The organism is Saccharopolyspora sp. NPDC002376, from assembly GCF_053593195.1.
Genome location: NZ_JBSFBZ010000051.1, coordinates 1 through 15680, shown reverse-complemented (window position 1 = coordinate 15680; position 15680 = coordinate 1). Strand labels below are relative to the sequence as shown.

Annotated in this window: 20 protein-coding genes; 7 read left to right on the top strand and 13 right to left on the bottom strand. The window is 66.1% G+C overall.

Features of this window, described 5'->3' with window-relative positions:
* Nucleotides 1-58: 58 nt before the first annotated feature.
* The 7 genes from ACWCO2_RS27810 to ACWCO2_RS27780 all read right to left on the bottom strand — a co-directional run bounded on the left by ACWCO2_RS27810 (nucleotide 59) and on the right by ACWCO2_RS27780 (nucleotide 7077).
* Nucleotides 59-484: a hypothetical protein gene (locus ACWCO2_RS27810; protein WP_450130728.1), complete on the bottom strand. Its 426-nt coding sequence runs from the start codon at nucleotides 482-484 to the stop codon at nucleotides 59-61.
* On the bottom strand, nucleotides 481-3897 hold the full coding sequence (locus tag ACWCO2_RS27805; protein ID WP_450130727.1) for an RHS repeat-associated core domain-containing protein: 3417 nt from the start codon (nucleotides 3895-3897) through the stop codon (nucleotides 481-483). Before ACWCO2_RS27805 ends, ACWCO2_RS27810 begins: the two co-directional genes overlap by 4 nt.
* A gap of 358 nt (nucleotides 3898-4255) precedes the next feature.
* The gene (locus ACWCO2_RS27800; RefSeq protein WP_450130726.1) at nucleotides 4256-4957 is read right to left on the bottom strand and encodes a WXG100 family type VII secretion target; all 702 of its coding nucleotides are present in this window, start codon (nucleotides 4955-4957) and stop codon (nucleotides 4256-4258) included.
* Nucleotides 4954-5277, bottom strand: coding sequence for a type VII secretion target (locus ACWCO2_RS27795; protein ID WP_450130725.1), 324 nt, complete (start codon nucleotides 5275-5277; stop codon nucleotides 4954-4956). The genes ACWCO2_RS27800 and ACWCO2_RS27795 overlap by 4 nt, the downstream gene beginning before the upstream one ends.
* A complete protein-coding gene (locus tag ACWCO2_RS27790; RefSeq protein ID WP_450130724.1) occupies nucleotides 5274-5729 on the bottom strand; it encodes a YbaB/EbfC family nucleoid-associated protein in 456 nt (151 codons plus the stop codon). The genes ACWCO2_RS27795 and ACWCO2_RS27790 overlap by 4 nt, the downstream gene beginning before the upstream one ends.
* A gap of 230 nt (nucleotides 5730-5959) precedes the next feature.
* Complete coding sequence (locus tag ACWCO2_RS27785; RefSeq protein ID WP_450130723.1) at nucleotides 5960-6220, bottom strand: DUF397 domain-containing protein; 261 nt, start codon at nucleotides 6218-6220, stop codon at nucleotides 5960-5962.
* Entirely contained in the window at nucleotides 6217-7077 is an 861-nt protein-coding gene (locus tag ACWCO2_RS27780; protein WP_450130722.1) for a helix-turn-helix domain-containing protein, read from the bottom strand. Before ACWCO2_RS27780 ends, ACWCO2_RS27785 begins: the two co-directional genes overlap by 4 nt.
* 121 nt (nucleotides 7078-7198) lie before the next feature.
* On the opposite strand from ACWCO2_RS27780, the gene ACWCO2_RS27775 reads away from it, so the two are divergent.
* Genes ACWCO2_RS27775 through ACWCO2_RS27765 form a run of 3 tightly spaced genes read left to right on the top strand, consistent with a single transcriptional unit; the run spans nucleotide 7199 to nucleotide 7895 of the window.
* On the top strand, nucleotides 7199-7408 hold the full coding sequence (locus ACWCO2_RS27775) for a zinc finger protein (protein WP_450130721.1): 210 nt from the start codon (nucleotides 7199-7201) through the stop codon (nucleotides 7406-7408).
* A 17-nt stretch (nucleotides 7409-7425) separates the two neighbouring features.
* A complete protein-coding gene (locus ACWCO2_RS27770; protein ID WP_450130720.1) occupies nucleotides 7426-7602 on the top strand; it encodes a hypothetical protein in 177 nt (58 codons plus the stop codon).
* Entirely contained in the window at nucleotides 7602-7895 is a 294-nt protein-coding gene (locus ACWCO2_RS27765) for a hypothetical protein (protein ID WP_450130719.1), read from the top strand. Before ACWCO2_RS27770 ends, ACWCO2_RS27765 begins: the two co-directional genes overlap by 1 nt.
* Nucleotides 7896-8030: 135 nt before the next feature.
* Here the strand turns inward: ACWCO2_RS27765 and ACWCO2_RS27760 are convergent, their stop codons facing one another.
* Together ACWCO2_RS27760 and ACWCO2_RS27755 are read right to left on the bottom strand one after the other, a co-directional pair.
* A complete protein-coding gene (locus tag ACWCO2_RS27760) occupies nucleotides 8031-9593 on the bottom strand; it encodes an SMI1/KNR4 family protein (RefSeq protein ID WP_450130718.1) in 1563 nt (520 codons plus the stop codon).
* Nucleotides 9594-9641: 48 nt separating this feature from the next.
* Nucleotides 9642-10025, bottom strand: coding sequence for a hypothetical protein (locus tag ACWCO2_RS27755; protein ID WP_450130717.1), 384 nt, complete (start codon nucleotides 10023-10025; stop codon nucleotides 9642-9644).
* A 125-nt stretch (nucleotides 10026-10150) separates the two neighbouring features.
* Here ACWCO2_RS27755 and ACWCO2_RS27750 point away from each other — a divergent pair, with 125 nt between their 5' ends.
* The 4 genes from ACWCO2_RS27750 (at nucleotide 10151) to ACWCO2_RS27735 (ending at nucleotide 13478) form a co-directional block, all read left to right on the top strand.
* On the top strand, nucleotides 10151-10990 hold the full coding sequence (locus tag ACWCO2_RS27750; protein WP_450130716.1) for a helix-turn-helix transcriptional regulator: 840 nt from the start codon (nucleotides 10151-10153) through the stop codon (nucleotides 10988-10990).
* Between the two features lie 265 nt (nucleotides 10991-11255).
* Nucleotides 11256-11666: a helix-turn-helix domain-containing protein gene (locus ACWCO2_RS27745; protein ID WP_450130715.1), complete on the top strand. Its 411-nt coding sequence runs from the start codon at nucleotides 11256-11258 to the stop codon at nucleotides 11664-11666.
* A gap of 61 nt (nucleotides 11667-11727) precedes the next feature.
* On the top strand, nucleotides 11728-12282 hold the full coding sequence (locus ACWCO2_RS27740; protein ID WP_450130714.1) for a hypothetical protein: 555 nt from the start codon (nucleotides 11728-11730) through the stop codon (nucleotides 12280-12282).
* Nucleotides 12279-13478 (top strand): MAB_1171c family putative transporter, encoded by a 1200-nt coding sequence (locus ACWCO2_RS27735; RefSeq protein WP_450130713.1) that lies wholly within the window; start codon nucleotides 12279-12281, stop codon nucleotides 13476-13478. Before ACWCO2_RS27740 ends, ACWCO2_RS27735 begins: the two co-directional genes overlap by 4 nt.
* A 7-nt stretch (nucleotides 13479-13485) precedes the next feature.
* Here ACWCO2_RS27735 and ACWCO2_RS27730 read toward each other — a convergent pair whose 3' ends face one another.
* The 4 genes from ACWCO2_RS27730 to ACWCO2_RS27715 all read right to left on the bottom strand — a co-directional run bounded on the left by ACWCO2_RS27730 (nucleotide 13486) and on the right by ACWCO2_RS27715 (nucleotide 15584).
* Nucleotides 13486-14103 carry a hypothetical protein gene (locus ACWCO2_RS27730; protein WP_450130712.1) on the bottom strand — a complete coding sequence of 206 codons (618 nt, stop codon included), beginning with the start codon at nucleotides 14101-14103 and terminating at the stop codon, nucleotides 13486-13488.
* A 49-nt stretch (nucleotides 14104-14152) separates the two neighbouring features.
* Nucleotides 14153-14362 (bottom strand): dihydrofolate reductase family protein, encoded by a 210-nt coding sequence (locus ACWCO2_RS27725; protein ID WP_450130758.1) that lies wholly within the window; start codon nucleotides 14360-14362, stop codon nucleotides 14153-14155.
* 30 nt (nucleotides 14363-14392) lie between these two features.
* A complete protein-coding gene (locus tag ACWCO2_RS27720; protein WP_450130711.1) occupies nucleotides 14393-15136 on the bottom strand; it encodes a MerR family transcriptional regulator in 744 nt (247 codons plus the stop codon).
* Between the two features lie 61 nt (nucleotides 15137-15197).
* Nucleotides 15198-15584: a YchJ family protein gene (locus ACWCO2_RS27715; protein WP_450130710.1), complete on the bottom strand. Its 387-nt coding sequence runs from the start codon at nucleotides 15582-15584 to the stop codon at nucleotides 15198-15200.
* Nucleotides 15585-15680 lie beyond the last annotated feature (96 nt).

Sequence of the window (15680 nt, the reverse complement as noted above, 5' to 3'; positions counted from 1 at the left end):
TCGACAGGCTGAGTCACCAGCGAATCGGGTCCACCCGCGGAAACGAGGCAGAAAATCCCTATTTGCGAAGATTGAAAATAGGGTCTTCCAAATCCACAGTCACAGTGATGCCTGAGCTTGATTTAAAGATGGCCCGATTGTCGTCAATCGAAATTTCAACGAATGGATTGGATTCTTCTAGGTATACAGCCCATACCAGCCGCTCGCTGGTATCAAGCCTGGCGAAGAATCCTTCTGACCCGTACGACCCTTCACCGCAGCACAAGTAACCTGAGTCAATTTTAATGGTGTGCGTAACGTAAACCCAAGTCAGCTCATCAGGGTTGGCACGCAGCCACTCACCGAGGTCAAATTCTTCGAGTACTTGAAACCCCTCCGGGACTTCTGCATCCACTCGAAGCACGTAAGATTCCCCAGCGACCATGTATAGGCCGTCACGTATCGGGAGCTGCTCAGCGCCCCACAGATCAGAAATCGTATTCATCCCTTGCATTTTACGATTGGCTGCTCCTTAAGTCCAGCTTCGGGAACCGGTCCGCCCTCGCGAATATTCCGACGGTCATTAAAGCGTTTTTTGAACATCTCGCCCCACGTTTTTCCAGTGCTGGAGTCAGGATGCGGATCATTGGGATTTACGCGCTGGATCGGCACTTCCGCGAGACCTGCTTCTCTTGCCGCATTCAGACGCCTGTTGTCATATGAGACAAGTTGCCCATCCACCTCCATAACACGCAGTGGACCAGATCGATCCCAATTCCATTCCCCAGACCGCATCAGATCATCATAGTTGTTTTCCGAAATGGTCCGCTGAGAGAAATTGATCTTATTAGGATCGACTTTTTCCTGAGAGAGACCAAGTGGATCACCATGGATGGAAGGGTTACGAACAAAGCTGTACGGCTGGGGTCCTGCTCCAAGGCCCAGCGGATCGTTGCTCGTGTACCTGGAGGTCACCGCGTCGTAGTGGCGGTGGAAATTGTAGTTGAATCCCGTCTCCGGATCTGCGTACTGGCCTGGGAAGCGCAGTGGGGTACAGGCGCCGGCGCGGGATTGCTCCGTGGTAATGCCCCAGAGGGTTGTTCGGTGGAACCAGGCGATTCCGCCTTGGTCGTTGATCAGTTCTTTTGGGGTACCGACGAGGTCGGTGATGATTGAGTAGAACTGTTCGTCGATCCACTGCTGAGGCGCGTTGCGGAGCTGGGATCGTTCGGTTTGGGCCAAGGGACGGAAGGTGCCTGGTTCGTAGTTCCAGACCGTGACCCTGACGTCGCCGAGGTTGGGCCCGTTGGGGATTCCATTGGTGTGGGCTTGTTCCGCCAGAACCGTGCCGTCCCAGATGAACTCGATCTGCTCCAGCACACCTGAGCCATCTGGGGTGAGGCGCTGCTTGGCGACGCGGCGGCCTAAGGGGTCGTAGCGGTAGCGCCAGCACGCGCCGTCCGGAGTGAGCACTTCGACGAGGCGGTCGTCAGCGTCCCAGAAGTAGCGCCAGGTGTCGGGCTTGCGGGACAGGCGCTTGCGCTGTCGCAGGACGACACGTCCCTGAGCATCGTGCTCGTAACGAACCTTGCCCGCGCGGCGGATCAGGGTGCCACTGTACTCACGGTCACCTTGTTCCTCGGCATCCGCGCTGGGCGGCGTCGGCCACGATGCGTGGGTAAGGTTGCCCGCCGCATCGTAGGCGTAGCGCTCGGTCCAGCCCGTTCCAGTGACCGCGGTAACGCGTCCCGCGCTGTCGAGTTCGAACGTGCGCGGGCCGGTGAGCTGGTCGTCTAGCCCTGTCAGGAATCCGTCGGCGCGGTAGGTGTAGGACCGCCGCTGGATCTGCCGACCGGCCGCACCAATGATCGTTTGCGAGAGCAGCTGGTGGTTAGCGTCCCAGGCCTGTGCCAAGACCGCCTCGGGCCCGAGGTGGCGCTGGATCTCGTGCCCGGCGCTGTCGTAGCCGAAGCGCAGTGTGCGTCCGGCAGTGTGCAACGCGACGGGTCGGTCGTTCCCGTCGTATTCCCACACGCTTTCCGCCCCGGAAGGCGTGCGACGGCGAATCCGGCGGCCCAGCGCGTCATAAACCGAGGCGACGGAGCGACCGTTGATGGTTTCGAGGAGGACGCGCCCGCCCGCGTCTCGCTGGAACGTCACCTGCGTGTCGCGGTCCATCGCTTCGACCAGACGCCCCAGCGGGTCGTAGGTGAACGTCGCTGTGACCGCACCGCTGCGGCGCTCGATCACGTTGCCGAAGACATCTCGGGCGAAGTAAGTGGTTTCGCCGACGCCGTTGGTGCGTACGACCAGCTGTCCGGCAGCGTCGTGCTGATAAGCGACCACGCGGCCATTGAAGTCCGTTTCCTGGACCAGATTCCCCACCGCGTCGTAGTCGTAGCGCCACACCGCGCCGAGCTCGTTGGTGACGCTGACCAGGCGGAGTTCGGTGTCGTAGTCGAACTTCAGGCGCGTTCCGTCCGGTCGGATCTCCGCCGAGGGAAGGTCGAAATGCGTGACCTCGGTATGGGTTTCCTGGCCCAAGGCATCGACGTGGATACGGAGATTTCCTTCCCCGTCGTAGATCCAGCGCTCGGTCGCCCCGTCCGGCTGCGTTCGCCACGCGGGCTTACCGCCAACAGTCCAGCCGAGCCGCGTGGTGGCGCCCAGCGGATCGACCACTTCAGTGACACGGCCGAATCCGTCGCGCAGGTACCGAGTTGTGCTGCCCAGCGAATCGGTCACTGCGACCGGCAAACCCGCCGCATCGGTCTCGACCCGGCGCACATTGCCCAACGCATCGGTGATGCTCGTCAGATGACCGTGCTCGTCGTACGCGTAGCTGGTCACGGCACCGACTGGATCGATCGCCTTGGTGAGGTTTCCGCGCTCGTCGTACTCGCGCCGCGACACCGAGCCGTCCGGCGCGATGATCGTGGCGGGAAGCCGGAGATCGTTGTACTCGAACCGAGACTGACTGCCGTCCGGACGCGTGACAGCAGCCAGGTTGCCGTTTTCATCGTAGTCGTAGCGGACCGTTCGGCCGAGCGGGTCGGTCCGGGAGAGCAGGTGGTCGTACGCGTCCCACTCGGACAGAGTTTCGCCGCCCAGCGGGTCGATCTCGCGGACCGTCTGACCCGATTCGTTGAGGTGGTAGGTGGTGCGGGCACCCTGCGAGTCCGTCCAAGTAGTGATCCGGTTCTCGCGGTCGTACTTCATGGTGCCGCTGAGGAACCCACCGGAGCCCTCACCCACCACCACACGGCCTTCAGCGTCGTAGACGAAGCGGTACCACTTGTCGTTGCGGTCGGTCCAGCTGGTGATACGCCCTGCATTGTCATAGGTGAAGCGCATAGGCAGGCCCGAGGCGTTGACCACCTCCATGAGCCGCCGGTCTTCGTAGACGTAGCGCATCAGCAGCACGTCGTCGCCGTTGTCCGCTTCGCGGAGGTGCAGCGCCGTCACCAGACCGTCTTCGGAATCGAAGCGGATGCGGTAACCACCGGAATGCCGCACCTCCACGGGCGTTCCGGCCGCGTCGTATTCGAAATCGACTCGGTGACCGTTGCGATCCACGATCGAAGTCAGCGGCAGCACCCGGTCACCTCGTGCGAAGAACAGCTTCCGGCCGCTGTCGAACTCGGTGAGGGTGTAGCTGCCGTCTTCGTTTCGGGTGAGTTCGTGGAGCGAGCCGGCGAACCGCACGGTCGCGTTGACGGCAGGAGCGGGGGCCAGTAGCAGCTTGCCGTCCTCGGCGGCGAACGACACACCAGCGCTACCGAGTTCCAGCCGTTGGTCCAGCGTGGACGTCCAAGACGGGCCGAAGCGCAGTCCCACCCGGTACGACGAGAGGTGGGTTCTCTTCAGCACCAGTGGTAGGAGACCTTGCAGCTCCACGTCAGTCTGCTGCGAGATCATCTCGCCGGTGGCGATGTCGATCGGGTCGCCCTTGGTGTTTCGGTTGTCCGCGTCTGTCGTCGGATTCTGCGGGTCGTTGGACTTCTCGTGGAGTGGGGTGTCGTCCTTGCCGCCGGGCTTCGTAAGGTCCGCAGGCGGGTCGGACTTTGGCGGGGTGTTGCCCGCTGGGGTGGTGGGGTTTTGGCCGTTGGAGCTTGAGCGGCCTCCTTGGGCTGCTTGGTGGGTTGCGTCTTGGGCTTTGGAGACGCTGGAGCTCGCGTCTATGCCTCCGACCTTCTGCGGGGGCTTCGTCTGGGGGCTTCCCCCGTCGCCGCCTCCATCTCCGCCTCTGGACTTTCTCGGCGCCACGGATTCCCCCTCATCCGCTCAGGAGCTTGCTCAGGTTCGTCAGGCTGTCGATCAGGCTGGTGACGTAGGTGAAGATGCGGCCGACCCATTTGACGACCGCGGCGACGATCTGGGCCGCGATCACCGGGATCGTCACCACGAAGATCGCTTCGACGGCCCACACGATCACTCGGGCCACCAGGTCGGCGATCAGGTCCCGGACGATTTCGCGGGTCATCTCGACCAGGCCGCCCGCGCCTTCGGTGGCCGAGGACATCGCGGCCGAGATCGCGGCCAGGCCGCCGATGGCTTCCACGTTGTTGGCCATCATCGCCTGGTACGCCTCGGCGGCCTCGCCTTGCCAATCGGGCAGGTCGCTCTCGAGGCTCGATTGGAGGTCCGCGGACATGGCGCCCAGTTCTTCGGCCATGTTGTTCCAGGTCGCGGCGTGGGATTTGACCACGTCCGGCATGCCGGCCAGCTCGTCGAGGATTTCGCGCAGGGGCTCGAAGTACTCCATGGCCCAGCCGATGCCGTTGGACAGCAGCGCGCTGAAGGGATCCAGCACGGCCGAGGCGACTTCGAGGCCGAGCCCCACGCCAGCCATCGCGCCGGCGACCCAGTCCTCGCTCTGGATCGCGTTGACCAGGCCCTCGATGCCTTCGGCCATCCCGGAACCGGTCCAGGGCTGGCGGGTCGACTCGACCGGCGCGACCAGCGAGTCGTCGCTCATGGCATGTCACCGCCGGACGTCTGGATCATGTCCGCGTGTTCCGCGTCGAGGCTCTCGTAGTCGTCGGCTGCGGCGCGCAGCGAATCAGCCGCGAGCGAGAGGTTCTCCGCGACGAAGTCGACCAGTTCGTCCTGCCTGGTGTGCCGGCTTTCGAGCACCCCGGAGATCCACCCGCACAGGAGTCCGTAGGCCTCGTGGTTCTGGCTGATGTTCGCGCTGGCGGACTTCACCGCGTCGAAGCGCGCCTGGATCTCTTCGACTCTGCTCGCGTGCTGGCGGATCTGCTCGGCACTGACGTTGTACCCATCGCCCACGGTCACCACTTCTCCATGAACGACTGGTTCGAGTTGTCGTCCTCGACGTCGGGTTCCGGGGCGGAAGCGTTCTCTTCGGCCGGGGCGGTGCGCAAGTGGTTCCCGACGGATTCCGAGATCGCGCGGGCTGCCGGGGACTCGGTGCCGACCGTGTCGGCGATGATCTCCTGGGAGCGGTCGGCCAGCTGGTTCTTCGCTTGCGCGAGGGTCTCCATGATCGTCCGGGAGACCACGTCCGGGGCAGTGCGTTCCATCCGGTTGGTCAGCTTGAGGTCCACCAGCGCACCGGTCGAATCGATCGTGAGCTCGACCAGGCCTTTCGGGTCGGTCGCGGTGACCCGGACCTCCTGCAGCCGATCGCTCATCGTCCGGGTGTCAGCGGCGAGCTGTTCGATCCGGCCCTTCCACGCGGCCAAACGTTCCCGCGCGCCATCCGGGTCGAGGATGTTCCCGTCCATGCGTTCCCCCAGGATCACGTTGGGACACAACGCTTCGACCCCGGAGAGTAGCCAGCAAGATCTGTGCGGGGGGAGGGAAATCGTTCAAATGGCCCAACTGGCGGCAATCCGCGCCGCCAGTTGGGCCATCTCACCGAAACAGCCGCCAAACCAGGTGTTTCAGCTGGTCAATGGCCGTGAGTACTTTGGGCTGCCATAGCGGCCCAAAGTACTCACGGCCTCCGACGCGCTCAGCCTTCAAAGCGGCCCGCCTTGACGGCGGTGACGAATAACCGCCACTGGTCGGCGGTCGTCGTGAAGTACCCGGCAGCCCGGTCCTTCGAGTCCCGAACCGCCGCGCCGTAGGTGGCCGGCGCGACCTCGACGCAGGTCTCTTGCTGGGTAGAGCGACTGGACTTCCGCCAATTTCCTTCGATACGACCAACTTCAACGCACGCAGTCTGCTGATGTGAACGGCTCGACTTTCGCCAGCCAGTTGGCTCCGTGGTCATGCCTGGCCCTCCATCTCCTCGGCGACCTCAGCGATGAGCCTGACCGACTCAGCCGGACTCATCGCCAGCTCGCGCAGGGTATCCGTCGCCGACCGATAGACATCGGTTTGCTCGCTTTCATGGAGAAACGCCGCGGAGGCGTACTGCTCCAGATGAACGATCGGTCCCGACGTCGGGAACTCGAACAGGATGTAGGAACCGTTGAGCGCTGGATGCCAGACATCCAAGTCCGCCGGGATCACCTGGACCGTCACGCTCGGCCACTCCGCCATGTTCACGATCTGTCGAAGCTGGTCAGCCATGACAACCGCCCCACCGATCTTAGCGTGAAGTGCCGTCTCCATCGCCAGGAACGTGAAGTGCGGGCCTTTCTTGCGGGTCAACACATCGCGCCGACCAACGCGCAGCATCACACGTGCTTCGAGGTCGCTGGGCGGCTCTGCAACACCTGAGGTCATCACCGCGCGGGCGTAGTCAGACGTTTGAAGCAATCCGGAGATGACGAAAGGCGAGACCTCCGTAATCTCCTCAGCGGTCTTCTCGAACTCGATCAACGTGGTCAGCTCGTGGTTCGTCCCTGGCACGCCGGGAGACAACCAGTTGGTCCGATCGGCCCCGCGCGCCAGCTCGATCACGCGCTCCCGTTCAGCCTCCGGCACGCCAATAGCCGCGAGCACGCTGGCCACGAACTCCGGTGTGGCGGTAGTCCTTCCGCTCTCGCAGCGAGACAGCTTCGAGTGGTCCATCCCGAGCTTTCGGGCCAGTTCCCGCACGCCTATGTCATATTCCTCGCGAGCCCGTCGCAGTTCAGCGCCGACAATTCGAGCTTTCGGACTTCCTCCAGTGGTGCGAGCCATGCACCAATCCTAGCTTTTCGCGGCCATATTTGGATCACCGAATAGTGGCATTGTGCAGGCAAAACAGTGTGGTGCATGCTGGTGCACACCAGATGCACCAGCACTTTTTCGGGGGTCGCCGATGTATCCGTTTCATTGGGCGCCTGCTGCAGGGCAGCGGCATGCGAGTTTGGACGAGAAGCCGGTCGGGTGCGCCTATCCGAGCGGGACCGAGGTTGAAACGCTTTGCCAGCAGGTTGTTTCTGCCGACAACAGCGAGTTGGCCTGGTTGTGGGGCACCTGCGTGGCGTGCAACCGGGAGGCGCGGCGGCTCGCCGGTGTCGAGCCGTGAGCTCGAAACCTGTTGCCTTGGCAGTGTTCCTGCGTCGCGCCCAGTGGCTCATCGACGACCTCGCGTTCAGCGCCGGAGCCGATCAGCTGGACACCGTCGACGTCGACGCTACGGCCACCGCGCTCGAAGAAGTCGTCCGCCTGCTGCGCGAAATCCCGCCGACCACGATCGACCAACCAGGAGGAACCAACTGATGTCGCCACTGCTGACCGCCCTGGCCTGCCTGTTCTCGCTGCTCACCGGCATGACGCTGATGCACGTCCACCGCCGACGACTCCCCCAGCACGCGGGTGCGGGCGAAGGCGCGACGAACGTCTGGCAGCTGATCGAGCACGTGGAATCCGAAGCCCGCCGCGCCGATTCCGCCGGCAGGCACCACCTCCGCGAGCCAGCCCCGGAACCACCACCGCAGTGGCCCGAATCCCCACCCGAAGTTCCCCCGCTGGAACTCCAACACCGCGTCCTGGAATCCCTGCGACGCCTCTGAACCCGGCTCGATGCACCTCCCCCGAGCATCGAGCCGAGCGGCCGGGCGGGATCGCTCCCTCCCCGACACCGCCCGGCCGCACCCCGCGCTGAAGGGCGTCTTTGACCTGCAAAGGCGCCCTTCACCGCGTCACGTTCAGCTGATGGAGCCGGAGACGGTGGTGAGTGGGATCGGTTGTCCGGTGAGCCATTCACACCAGTCCGCCGTATCGCGGAGCGATCCGGTTCCTGCTCGTTCGGCTGCCGCGAGGTTCGCTGGGCGGAGGTCTGCCTCGCGGAGGGCGTTCCACTGCGCCGCGTTGAGGATCAGCACGCGCAGGTTGGGGAGTTCTGCGATCGGGGTGATGTCCTCGACGTCGGTGTCCGACAGGTCCAGCCTGGTCAGGGCGGGCAAGGTGCGGAGCACTGCGATGTCCAGCGGTTCGACCGCACCGGCGAGCTTGAGGTCCCAGATCGTCGGCTGGTCCGCCAGGGCGTGGAGGTCGATCCGGTCCGCCTCGATCGTCAGGGACTCCAGTGCGGGTAGATCGCCCAGCGTCGGGATGACCGCTTTCGCGCGGTTGACCAGCAGTTCTCGGAGGTTCCGGAGCGGGGCCAGTGCTGCCAGGTCGAGGGTTACCGCGTCGTTGATGTAGATGCGCTGGGCGTCGTCGGCGCCCTCCACGATCTCGGCCAGGTCCAGGGTTCCGAAGTCGTGGTAGACCCGTTCACCGAATCCCGCTCCGCCGAAGTCGGCGTAGGTCTGAAGGTAGTCCTCGTCCGGGTCTTCGTCGACGTAGTCGCCTTCGCGGAGGGCTTCGACGACGCCGGCCAGGATCTCCGTCACGGATTTCGCGTAGTAGTCCGGCGGGCCGTGGACGTCGCGGCCGTACTCGAAGATCTGACCGGGCCTGCCCCGCTCGGCCGGGTCGAGGTCGACCGCGAGGTTGTTCATCGCGAAGTCGGTGGCGAACGTGATCCACCAGTCGTTGCGGGAAAGGCGCTTGATGGTGTCCGGCGGGTCCGACTCGAAGACCACGGCGTCGTCGAACGGGCCGTCGTTCCAGCCGAGCGAACCCGGCTGGTGGTACTCGACGACGTGGTCCAGCGGGTACGGCGAGTACCGGCCGAGCAGTCCGGTCTCCGACACGTCGTCCCTGGTCATCCGGTAGAGCGCGCGCAGGTCTTCCGGCAACCGGGCGCCCAGCTCGGCTTCGGCCGCGGCGATCTCCTGCTCGGAATAGCCGGGCCGCAATGCCGGCGGTCGCCCCTTGATCTCCTGGTACCGCTCGACGAACTCGCGGAACAGAGCGGAAATCCCGGCGAGCGCGGCCGGGTCGGTGGGCACTCCGGTGTGCTTCGACGCTGCTGGCAGCGGCATCCCCGGTAACGGATGGGCTGGCAGCCGGAAGCCGTCGTCGAGCACCACGCCGGCCACCGACTCCAGCGCCGTGCTGCAGGCGAGCTCGAATCCGGAGTCGCGGACGACCAACTCCACGACCAGCGGGCGACCACCGGTCGGCACCGGAAGAAGTTCGGTGAGCGCCGACTTGGCGTCGAAGAAGTCGGGTTCGAGGTCGACGTCAACGCCGACCGGGCGCGTGATCTGCGTTGCGCCGCCATCGATGCGCAACCACACGACCGCCGGTCCACTGTGTCCGGCACCGGCGCGCACGCCGAGCGCCAGCCGCCGGGCTGCCGCCTGAAGTCCCGTCGTCATGCGCGGGATTCTGCACCCACCCACCACAACGGCCGAACCCGGATCCCGTCACGCCCAGCGGCGCAACGCGTCGATGGTGGTTTCCGGCGAGGTGTTGAAGCAGAACACGATTCCGGGGCACGTCTCGTTGAGCACGTTCACGAGCCGCTCGAACAACAACGTGTGCTCGGGTGCCATCCGAACTGCGCCACCGATCATCGCAACCCGGAACGCCCCAGCAGCGACGCGCTCGCGCACCTTCACCGCCGCCTCGTCCGGATCGGCCGGCACCAGGCACGGCACGACGTCGAAGCCCGATTCGCGCAAGTCCGCGTTCGCCGACTCGATGCGCGACCTCAGCGCGGCTTCGTCGAGGTCCGGGTAGCGGGTGTAATCGAGGTCGCCCGGGTCCAGCCCGATCGACAGAATCCCCTTCGCCGCAGATGAATCCACCGTTCCTCCTCTTCCAGCGACACCGGTTCCCAGCATCACGACCGGATCGTTCCTGCGCCAGGACCGCTCGGGAATGGGACCGGCAGTACCACCCCCGTGCGCCGCCGCTGCGGCAGAATCCCTGCGTGGACCGAGATGAGCTGGCAGCCGTGCTGCGCACCGCGCGTTCGCGCCTCAAGCCCGCCGATGTCGGCCTGCCCGCGGGCCACCGCAGGCAGGTCCCCGGGCTGCGGCGCGAAGAGGTCGCCCAGCTGGCGGGCCTCGGCATCGACTACGTGGTCCGGTTGGAGCAGGGCCGCGGCCCCAAGCCCTCCGCCCAGGTGCTCAGCGCGCTGACCAGGGCGCTGCGGCTGAGCGATGCCGACCGGGACACGGTGTTCCGGCTCGCCGGTTCCGAACCGCCGCAAGCCGGGCACGTTCCGATGCTGGTCCCCGCGAGCGCGCTCCGGCTGCTGGACCGGTTGGCGGACCTGCCCGCCCTCGTGCTGTCCGCCAAGTCCGATGTCCTCGCCTGGAACTCCGCGGCCACCGCACTGTTCGGGGACCTCTCCGCGGCACCGCTCGGTCAGCGCAACCTCATCCGCCGCCGGTTCCTCGGCACCGATCTCGGCGAAGTCGCCGCGAAGCAGGAGGATTCGACGGCCGCTGACTGCGTCGGTTGCCTGCGGGCGGCGCAAGCCCGCTACCCGGCGGACCCCGAGCTCGACCGGCTCATCACCGAACTGCGCTCCGGCAGCCCGCGGTTCGACGAGCTGTGGCAGGCGGGGCGATCCGGGCAGCTGCGTTCGGCGACCACGACCGTCGTCCACGCGGAGCTCGGCGCGCTCACCCTGGACTGCGACGTCGTCCAGGTGCCGGAAACCGATCAAACGATGTTGATCTACTCGGCTGCGCCGGGCACTCCCGACGCCACCGCCCTGCAGCTGTTGCGCGTCACCGGTCTGGAGCGCTTCGGGGGCGAGTAGGCCGAGGCCGCATCGCAGAAGTCCGGATTGGACGGATTGGAGCTTTCGGCATCAACACGGCGGCCAACGCGCTTGCGATGGCGCTCACACCTGGTCGAGCGAGGCTTGGGTGCCAGGCAGGACGCGACCCTCACGCCGTACCGCGTCCTGACTGGCACACCCCCAGCGGATTCCACGATCGTGGAATCTCGACAGACGGTAATCTTAGATGCGAGAATCCGTCAATCGGCAAAGCGGTGCGCCTTGTGATTTCGGAGTGATCGTGATGACAGACCCTGGTGCCGCCCTGGCCGAACGGCTGGCGTGGCTGCGGGAGTCCTTCCCCAACCCCGAGACCGGGAAGCCCTACGAGGTCAAGGCGATCGCGACGGCGACCGGGATCTCGCTGTCCCAGCTGTACAAGATCCTCTCCGGCGAATCACCGAATCCCGGCTGGCAGCACCTCAAGGCCCTGGCCGGCTTCTTCCGCGTCCCGCTGGACACCTTCGACGACGGCGAGCACGGCGACAAGATCCGGACGCAGCTGGCCACGCTGGTCGAGCTGCGCGGCCTGAAGGAAGGCGGTGTGGAGTCGGTGAGCCTGCGCGGCCTGACCCCCACTCAAGCCGACCGCATCCGCGGTGTGGTCGAAGACCTGCGCCGCTCCAACACCACCCCTGGTCACGATGACGCATGAGCCTGATCACGAGCCGTTCCGCTGCGCCCGCCTGGTGCTGGTCATGAGCCAGAATCGCAGTGTGAAGCCGTCGCAACAGCGCGATCTGGCGGCCCGGTGCCAGGAGCTGGCGGCCGCCCTGCCCCTGCCCTCGCCTTGGGATCTGGAGACGTTCATCGGCGAACTCTCCGAGCTCCGCGGGCGGCCGATCGAGCTGCGCCGAGTGGCCACTGTGGAATCGGACGCGCCGTGCGGGGCGCTGGTCTCGTTCGCCGACCGGGACGTGATCGGCTACTTGCCGAGCACCCCGCTGCACGAGGAGCACATCATCCTGCACGAGGTCGCGCACCTGGTGTGCGGGCACTCCGACACCAAGCTCGCCGACTCTCCGCTGGTCGCAGCGCTGGTGCCGGACCTGCCGCGAGACCTGGTGCAGAGCGTGCTCGGCCGCTCGGCCTTCGACGCCACCACCGAGCAGGAGGCCGAACTGGTGGCCAGCCTCTACCTGTACCGCGCGGGCCGCGCCCCGGCGCCCGTCCGCCGCGTGCGCAAGATCGACGCGAAGTCCGGGCGCACTCTGCGCGAGATCCAGGCGACTTTCGACAACGCGCGACGAGAACCCGAGAAACGCCGATGACCAGCATCATCCTGCAAGCCGCAGGTCTCATCGCGGTGCTGGCCGCCGTCGCCAAACTCGTCCAGTCCCGGCATTCGCTGACACCGAGCGTGCTGTACCTGTGCGGCGCCATCGGTGCGGTCGGATTGTCGGCGGCGCTGGTCGCGACGTCCTCGCTGACCTGGGTGGCGACCTGGGAACCCGTGCCGAACTCCGGTCGTCTCGCGGCGAACATGCTGGCCGTGGTGGCGGCGGTGTGCGTCCACGGGTTGCTGGCGCATCTGGTGCACGAGGATGCGAAGGCGCGCCGCGTGATGCGGCTTCAAGTGCTGGTGGCCGGGCTCGCGGCGGTCAGCATGGTGGCGTTGATGCTCGCGGCGGGCATTCCGTTCCACCCGGAGTTCCTGGCCGTGTTCGCCGATCGGCCGGCGGTGGCGGCTTACCTGACGGTGTTCTCGCTCTACATCGGATGGGCCACGCTCGCGTTCGGCTGGTTCCTCCGCCGCTACATCTCCCAGACCGATCGCCGCTGGTTGCGGGCCGGTCTCCGCACGATCCAAGCGGGCTGCGTGGCGTCGGGGATCTGGGCGGCGAGCAAGATCGCCGCGGCTTTGCGCGCGCTGGCCGGGTATCAGCCCGGGATCCTGGACCCGATCGGCGGATCGTGTGCCGCGGCGTGCGTGGCGCTGGTGGCCATCGGCGCCACCATGCCCGTGTGGGGGCCGCGAGTGGGACTGCCGTTCGCGTGGTTGCGCGCCAAGCACCAGGCTCAGCAGTTGCGTCCACTGTGGAATCGGCTGGCCGACGAGCTTCCGCAGATCACCCTGCCCGCCGGGATGGTCGCGCCGAACGCGCAGTTCGCGCTGTACCGCCGGGTGGTGGAGATCCGCGACGCCCAGCTGGTCCTGCGCCCCTACGCCCACCCCTCCGCGAGCAGCTGGGCACGAAGCGCCGCCGAGGAAGCCTGCTTGGACGAGCGGACGACTCACCAGACCGTCGAAGCAGCGTGCCTGGTCACCGCCCTGGACGCCCGCGCCGTGGGGCACCGCCACCAGCCGGAACCGGACGAGACCAGCGCGCCGTACCGAGGTGTGGCCTCGGACACCACCACCGAGGCACGCTGGCTGATCCAAGTCAGCCGAGCAGCAGACCGCTCACCGATCGTCGAAACGATCCGCACCCAAGCCCAAGCCGACCTCCCCGACCCCACGCCGTAACCGGCACTCAGATGAGGGTGGTGAACAGGCCGCCGCCGATGATCGCTCCCACGATCGCTCCGGCGGTGACCTGGGCCGTCGTGTGGTCGCGGAGGTGGACGCGGGACCAGGAGATCGCCGCGACCACCAGCATCAGCGCCCAGCACACCGGGTGGAAGAGCACCGCGAGAATCACCACCGCGCCCGAAGCCACCGCCGAGTGCATCGACACCTTCCACCAGACCGTGATACCGCCGGTGACCAGCAACGACACGATCATCGCGACGTCCAGGACGATCAGCAGCCACGGCGCTTCCAGCAGTACCAGCAGTCCCAGCCCGATCAGGCTCATCACGATCAGCGCGATGAACGGCACGAACCGGCCCGCGCGGTCACGCACGTGGTGACTGTCCCAGCGCCCGGTGCGCGCGCCCCACACGATCACGCCCATCGGCAGGATGCTGCTGGTCGCCGCGACCAACAGCCCCCAGCCCACGGCCGGGCCGATGCTCGCGGTCGCGCACCAGGCCACCGCCATCGGCAGCAGCACCACGATCACCCACGGCGCGAAGATCTCGGTGAGCACGCGCGCCACGCGGTCCGTCGCGGAGCGGGCGGTGTCGGTCTCGGGTGCTGCGTTGCTCATGGGGTCCTCTGACGCTCAGGTTGGGGCGCCAAGGAGTCTCACACACCCATCACCCGGTGCGATCGGACGGCCGGTAGCGCAGGAGCAGGTTGCCCGAGCGGAACACCGTCACCGCCCCGGCCGTCAGGTCGAGCCGCTCCCCCAAACCCGCGAGCATGCTCCGGCCACGCCCCAGCAGCACCGGGTGCAGCAAGACCCGCAGCTCGTCCACCAGGCCCTGCTCCAGCAACGACACGGTGAGCCCGGAACTGCGTTTCAGGCGAAACCGACCCTGCGACCGCCTAGTGGGTCAGGCGCGTTTGGCCTGGTCTTCGGGGTTGTCGAGCATTTCGATCAGGCGGTCGCCGAGAACCTCGGGGATGACCCGGGCCGCCGAGCGCGCCGCGGCGGCGTTGAGGGCTGATTTCACCAGCGGGCGCAGGCGGTGGAGGACGTCGCTGTAGTACGGGACCTCTTCCTCCGTCGGCACCGGGCGGGTCAGCACGTGCTTGCGGACCATCTCCACCAGGTGGCCCGCGACGTGGTCGATGTCCTGCTGGAGCTGTTCGGCCAGGTCGAGCACCTCGCTGAGCGGGACGCCGAGGCTGACCAGCTCGGTTCCGGCGTCCAGCAGCTGCGGACTGGGCGAGACGAAGCTGCGACCGCGACGCTCCAGCAGACCCAGCTCGATCGCGCGCTTGACGTTGTGGGGGCTGAGCTGCTTGCCGAACTGCCTGCGCAGCTCGGTGGTGGTGACGGCGCGCGGGGCTTCATCCGCCCAGGACTCGCCGACGACCTCTTCAAGTCCAAGCACGTCCCCGAGGCTGCGACCGGCCTCCCACGCCGAGAGCATCTCCTTGATCTGCGCGAACGCGTAACCGCGCTCGAGCATGTTGATGACCAGCCGCAGCCGGACCAGGTGCGCGTCGGAGTAGATCGCCGTCCGCCCCTGCCGCCGGGGTGGTGGCAGCAGTTCCCGGTCCTGGTAGACGCGCACGTTGCGCACCGTCGTCCCAGCTGCCCGAGCAAGATCGTCGATCCGGTATTCCGCCACTCGACGAAGTCTAGTTCCTTCGAACACCGCCGGAGGCGCACCGACCGCCGATCGTGAGCGATTACTCGTGATCACCGTCGACGTAGAACCAAACCCCGCCCTCCTTCTTGAAGCGGCTGTTCTCCGTCAACGTCCCCTTCTCACCCGGCAACCGGTAATGCGCCCGGAACCGAACAGTCCCCTCCGAATCGAACGGCCCACCACCGCTCCGATCCAGAATCTCCAACTGCACCCACCGCTGCTCAGGATCGAGCTCGACGTCGGCCGGCCGAGTATCGGGATGCCAAGAAGCCAACAAGTACTCAACATCTCCAACAGCAAAAGCGCTGAACCGAGACCGCATCAACAGCTCAGCGGTCCCAGCCCGCCCCTCCCCAGAAATCACCCGACCACAACATTCAGAAAAAGGCTCACCAAGCCCACAAGGGCAACGCTCAAAACCACTCACCCCACCACCTTCTCATCACCACCCCCGAACGGGTCTGCCGCACAGGGGTCGTGAGTGCGTAAACCGGCTGGAACCGGCTTTCGCACTCACGACCCC

Coding starts and splice junctions, on each gene's coding strand:
- ACWCO2_RS27810 (WP_450130728.1), bottom strand. CDS start 484: ATGAATACGATTTCTGATCTGTGGGGCGCTGAGCAGCTCCCGATACGT.
- ACWCO2_RS27805 (WP_450130727.1), bottom strand. CDS start 3,897: ATGATCTCGCAGCAGACTGACGTGGAGCTGCAAGGTCTCCTACCACTG.
- ACWCO2_RS27800 (WP_450130726.1), bottom strand. CDS start 4,957: ATGAGCGACGACTCGCTGGTCGCGCCGGTCGAGTCGACCCGCCAGCCC.
- ACWCO2_RS27790 (WP_450130724.1), bottom strand. CDS start 5,729: ATGGACGGGAACATCCTCGACCCGGATGGCGCGCGGGAACGTTTGGCC.
- ACWCO2_RS27785 (WP_450130723.1), bottom strand. CDS start 6,220: ATGACCACGGAGCCAACTGGCTGGCGAAAGTCGAGCCGTTCACATCAG.
- ACWCO2_RS27780 (WP_450130722.1), bottom strand. CDS start 7,077: ATGGCTCGCACCACTGGAGGAAGTCCGAAAGCTCGAATTGTCGGCGCT.
- ACWCO2_RS27775 (WP_450130721.1), top strand. CDS start 7,199: ATGTATCCGTTTCATTGGGCGCCTGCTGCAGGGCAGCGGCATGCGAGT.
- ACWCO2_RS27765 (WP_450130719.1), top strand. CDS start 7,602: ATGTCGCCACTGCTGACCGCCCTGGCCTGCCTGTTCTCGCTGCTCACC.
- ACWCO2_RS27760 (WP_450130718.1), bottom strand. CDS start 9,593: ATGACGACGGGACTTCAGGCGGCAGCCCGGCGGCTGGCGCTCGGCGTG.
- ACWCO2_RS27745 (WP_450130715.1), top strand. CDS start 11,256: ATGACAGACCCTGGTGCCGCCCTGGCCGAACGGCTGGCGTGGCTGCGG.
- ACWCO2_RS27735 (WP_450130713.1), top strand. CDS start 12,279: ATGACCAGCATCATCCTGCAAGCCGCAGGTCTCATCGCGGTGCTGGCC.
- ACWCO2_RS27730 (WP_450130712.1), bottom strand. CDS start 14,103: ATGAGCAACGCAGCACCCGAGACCGACACCGCCCGCTCCGCGACGGAC.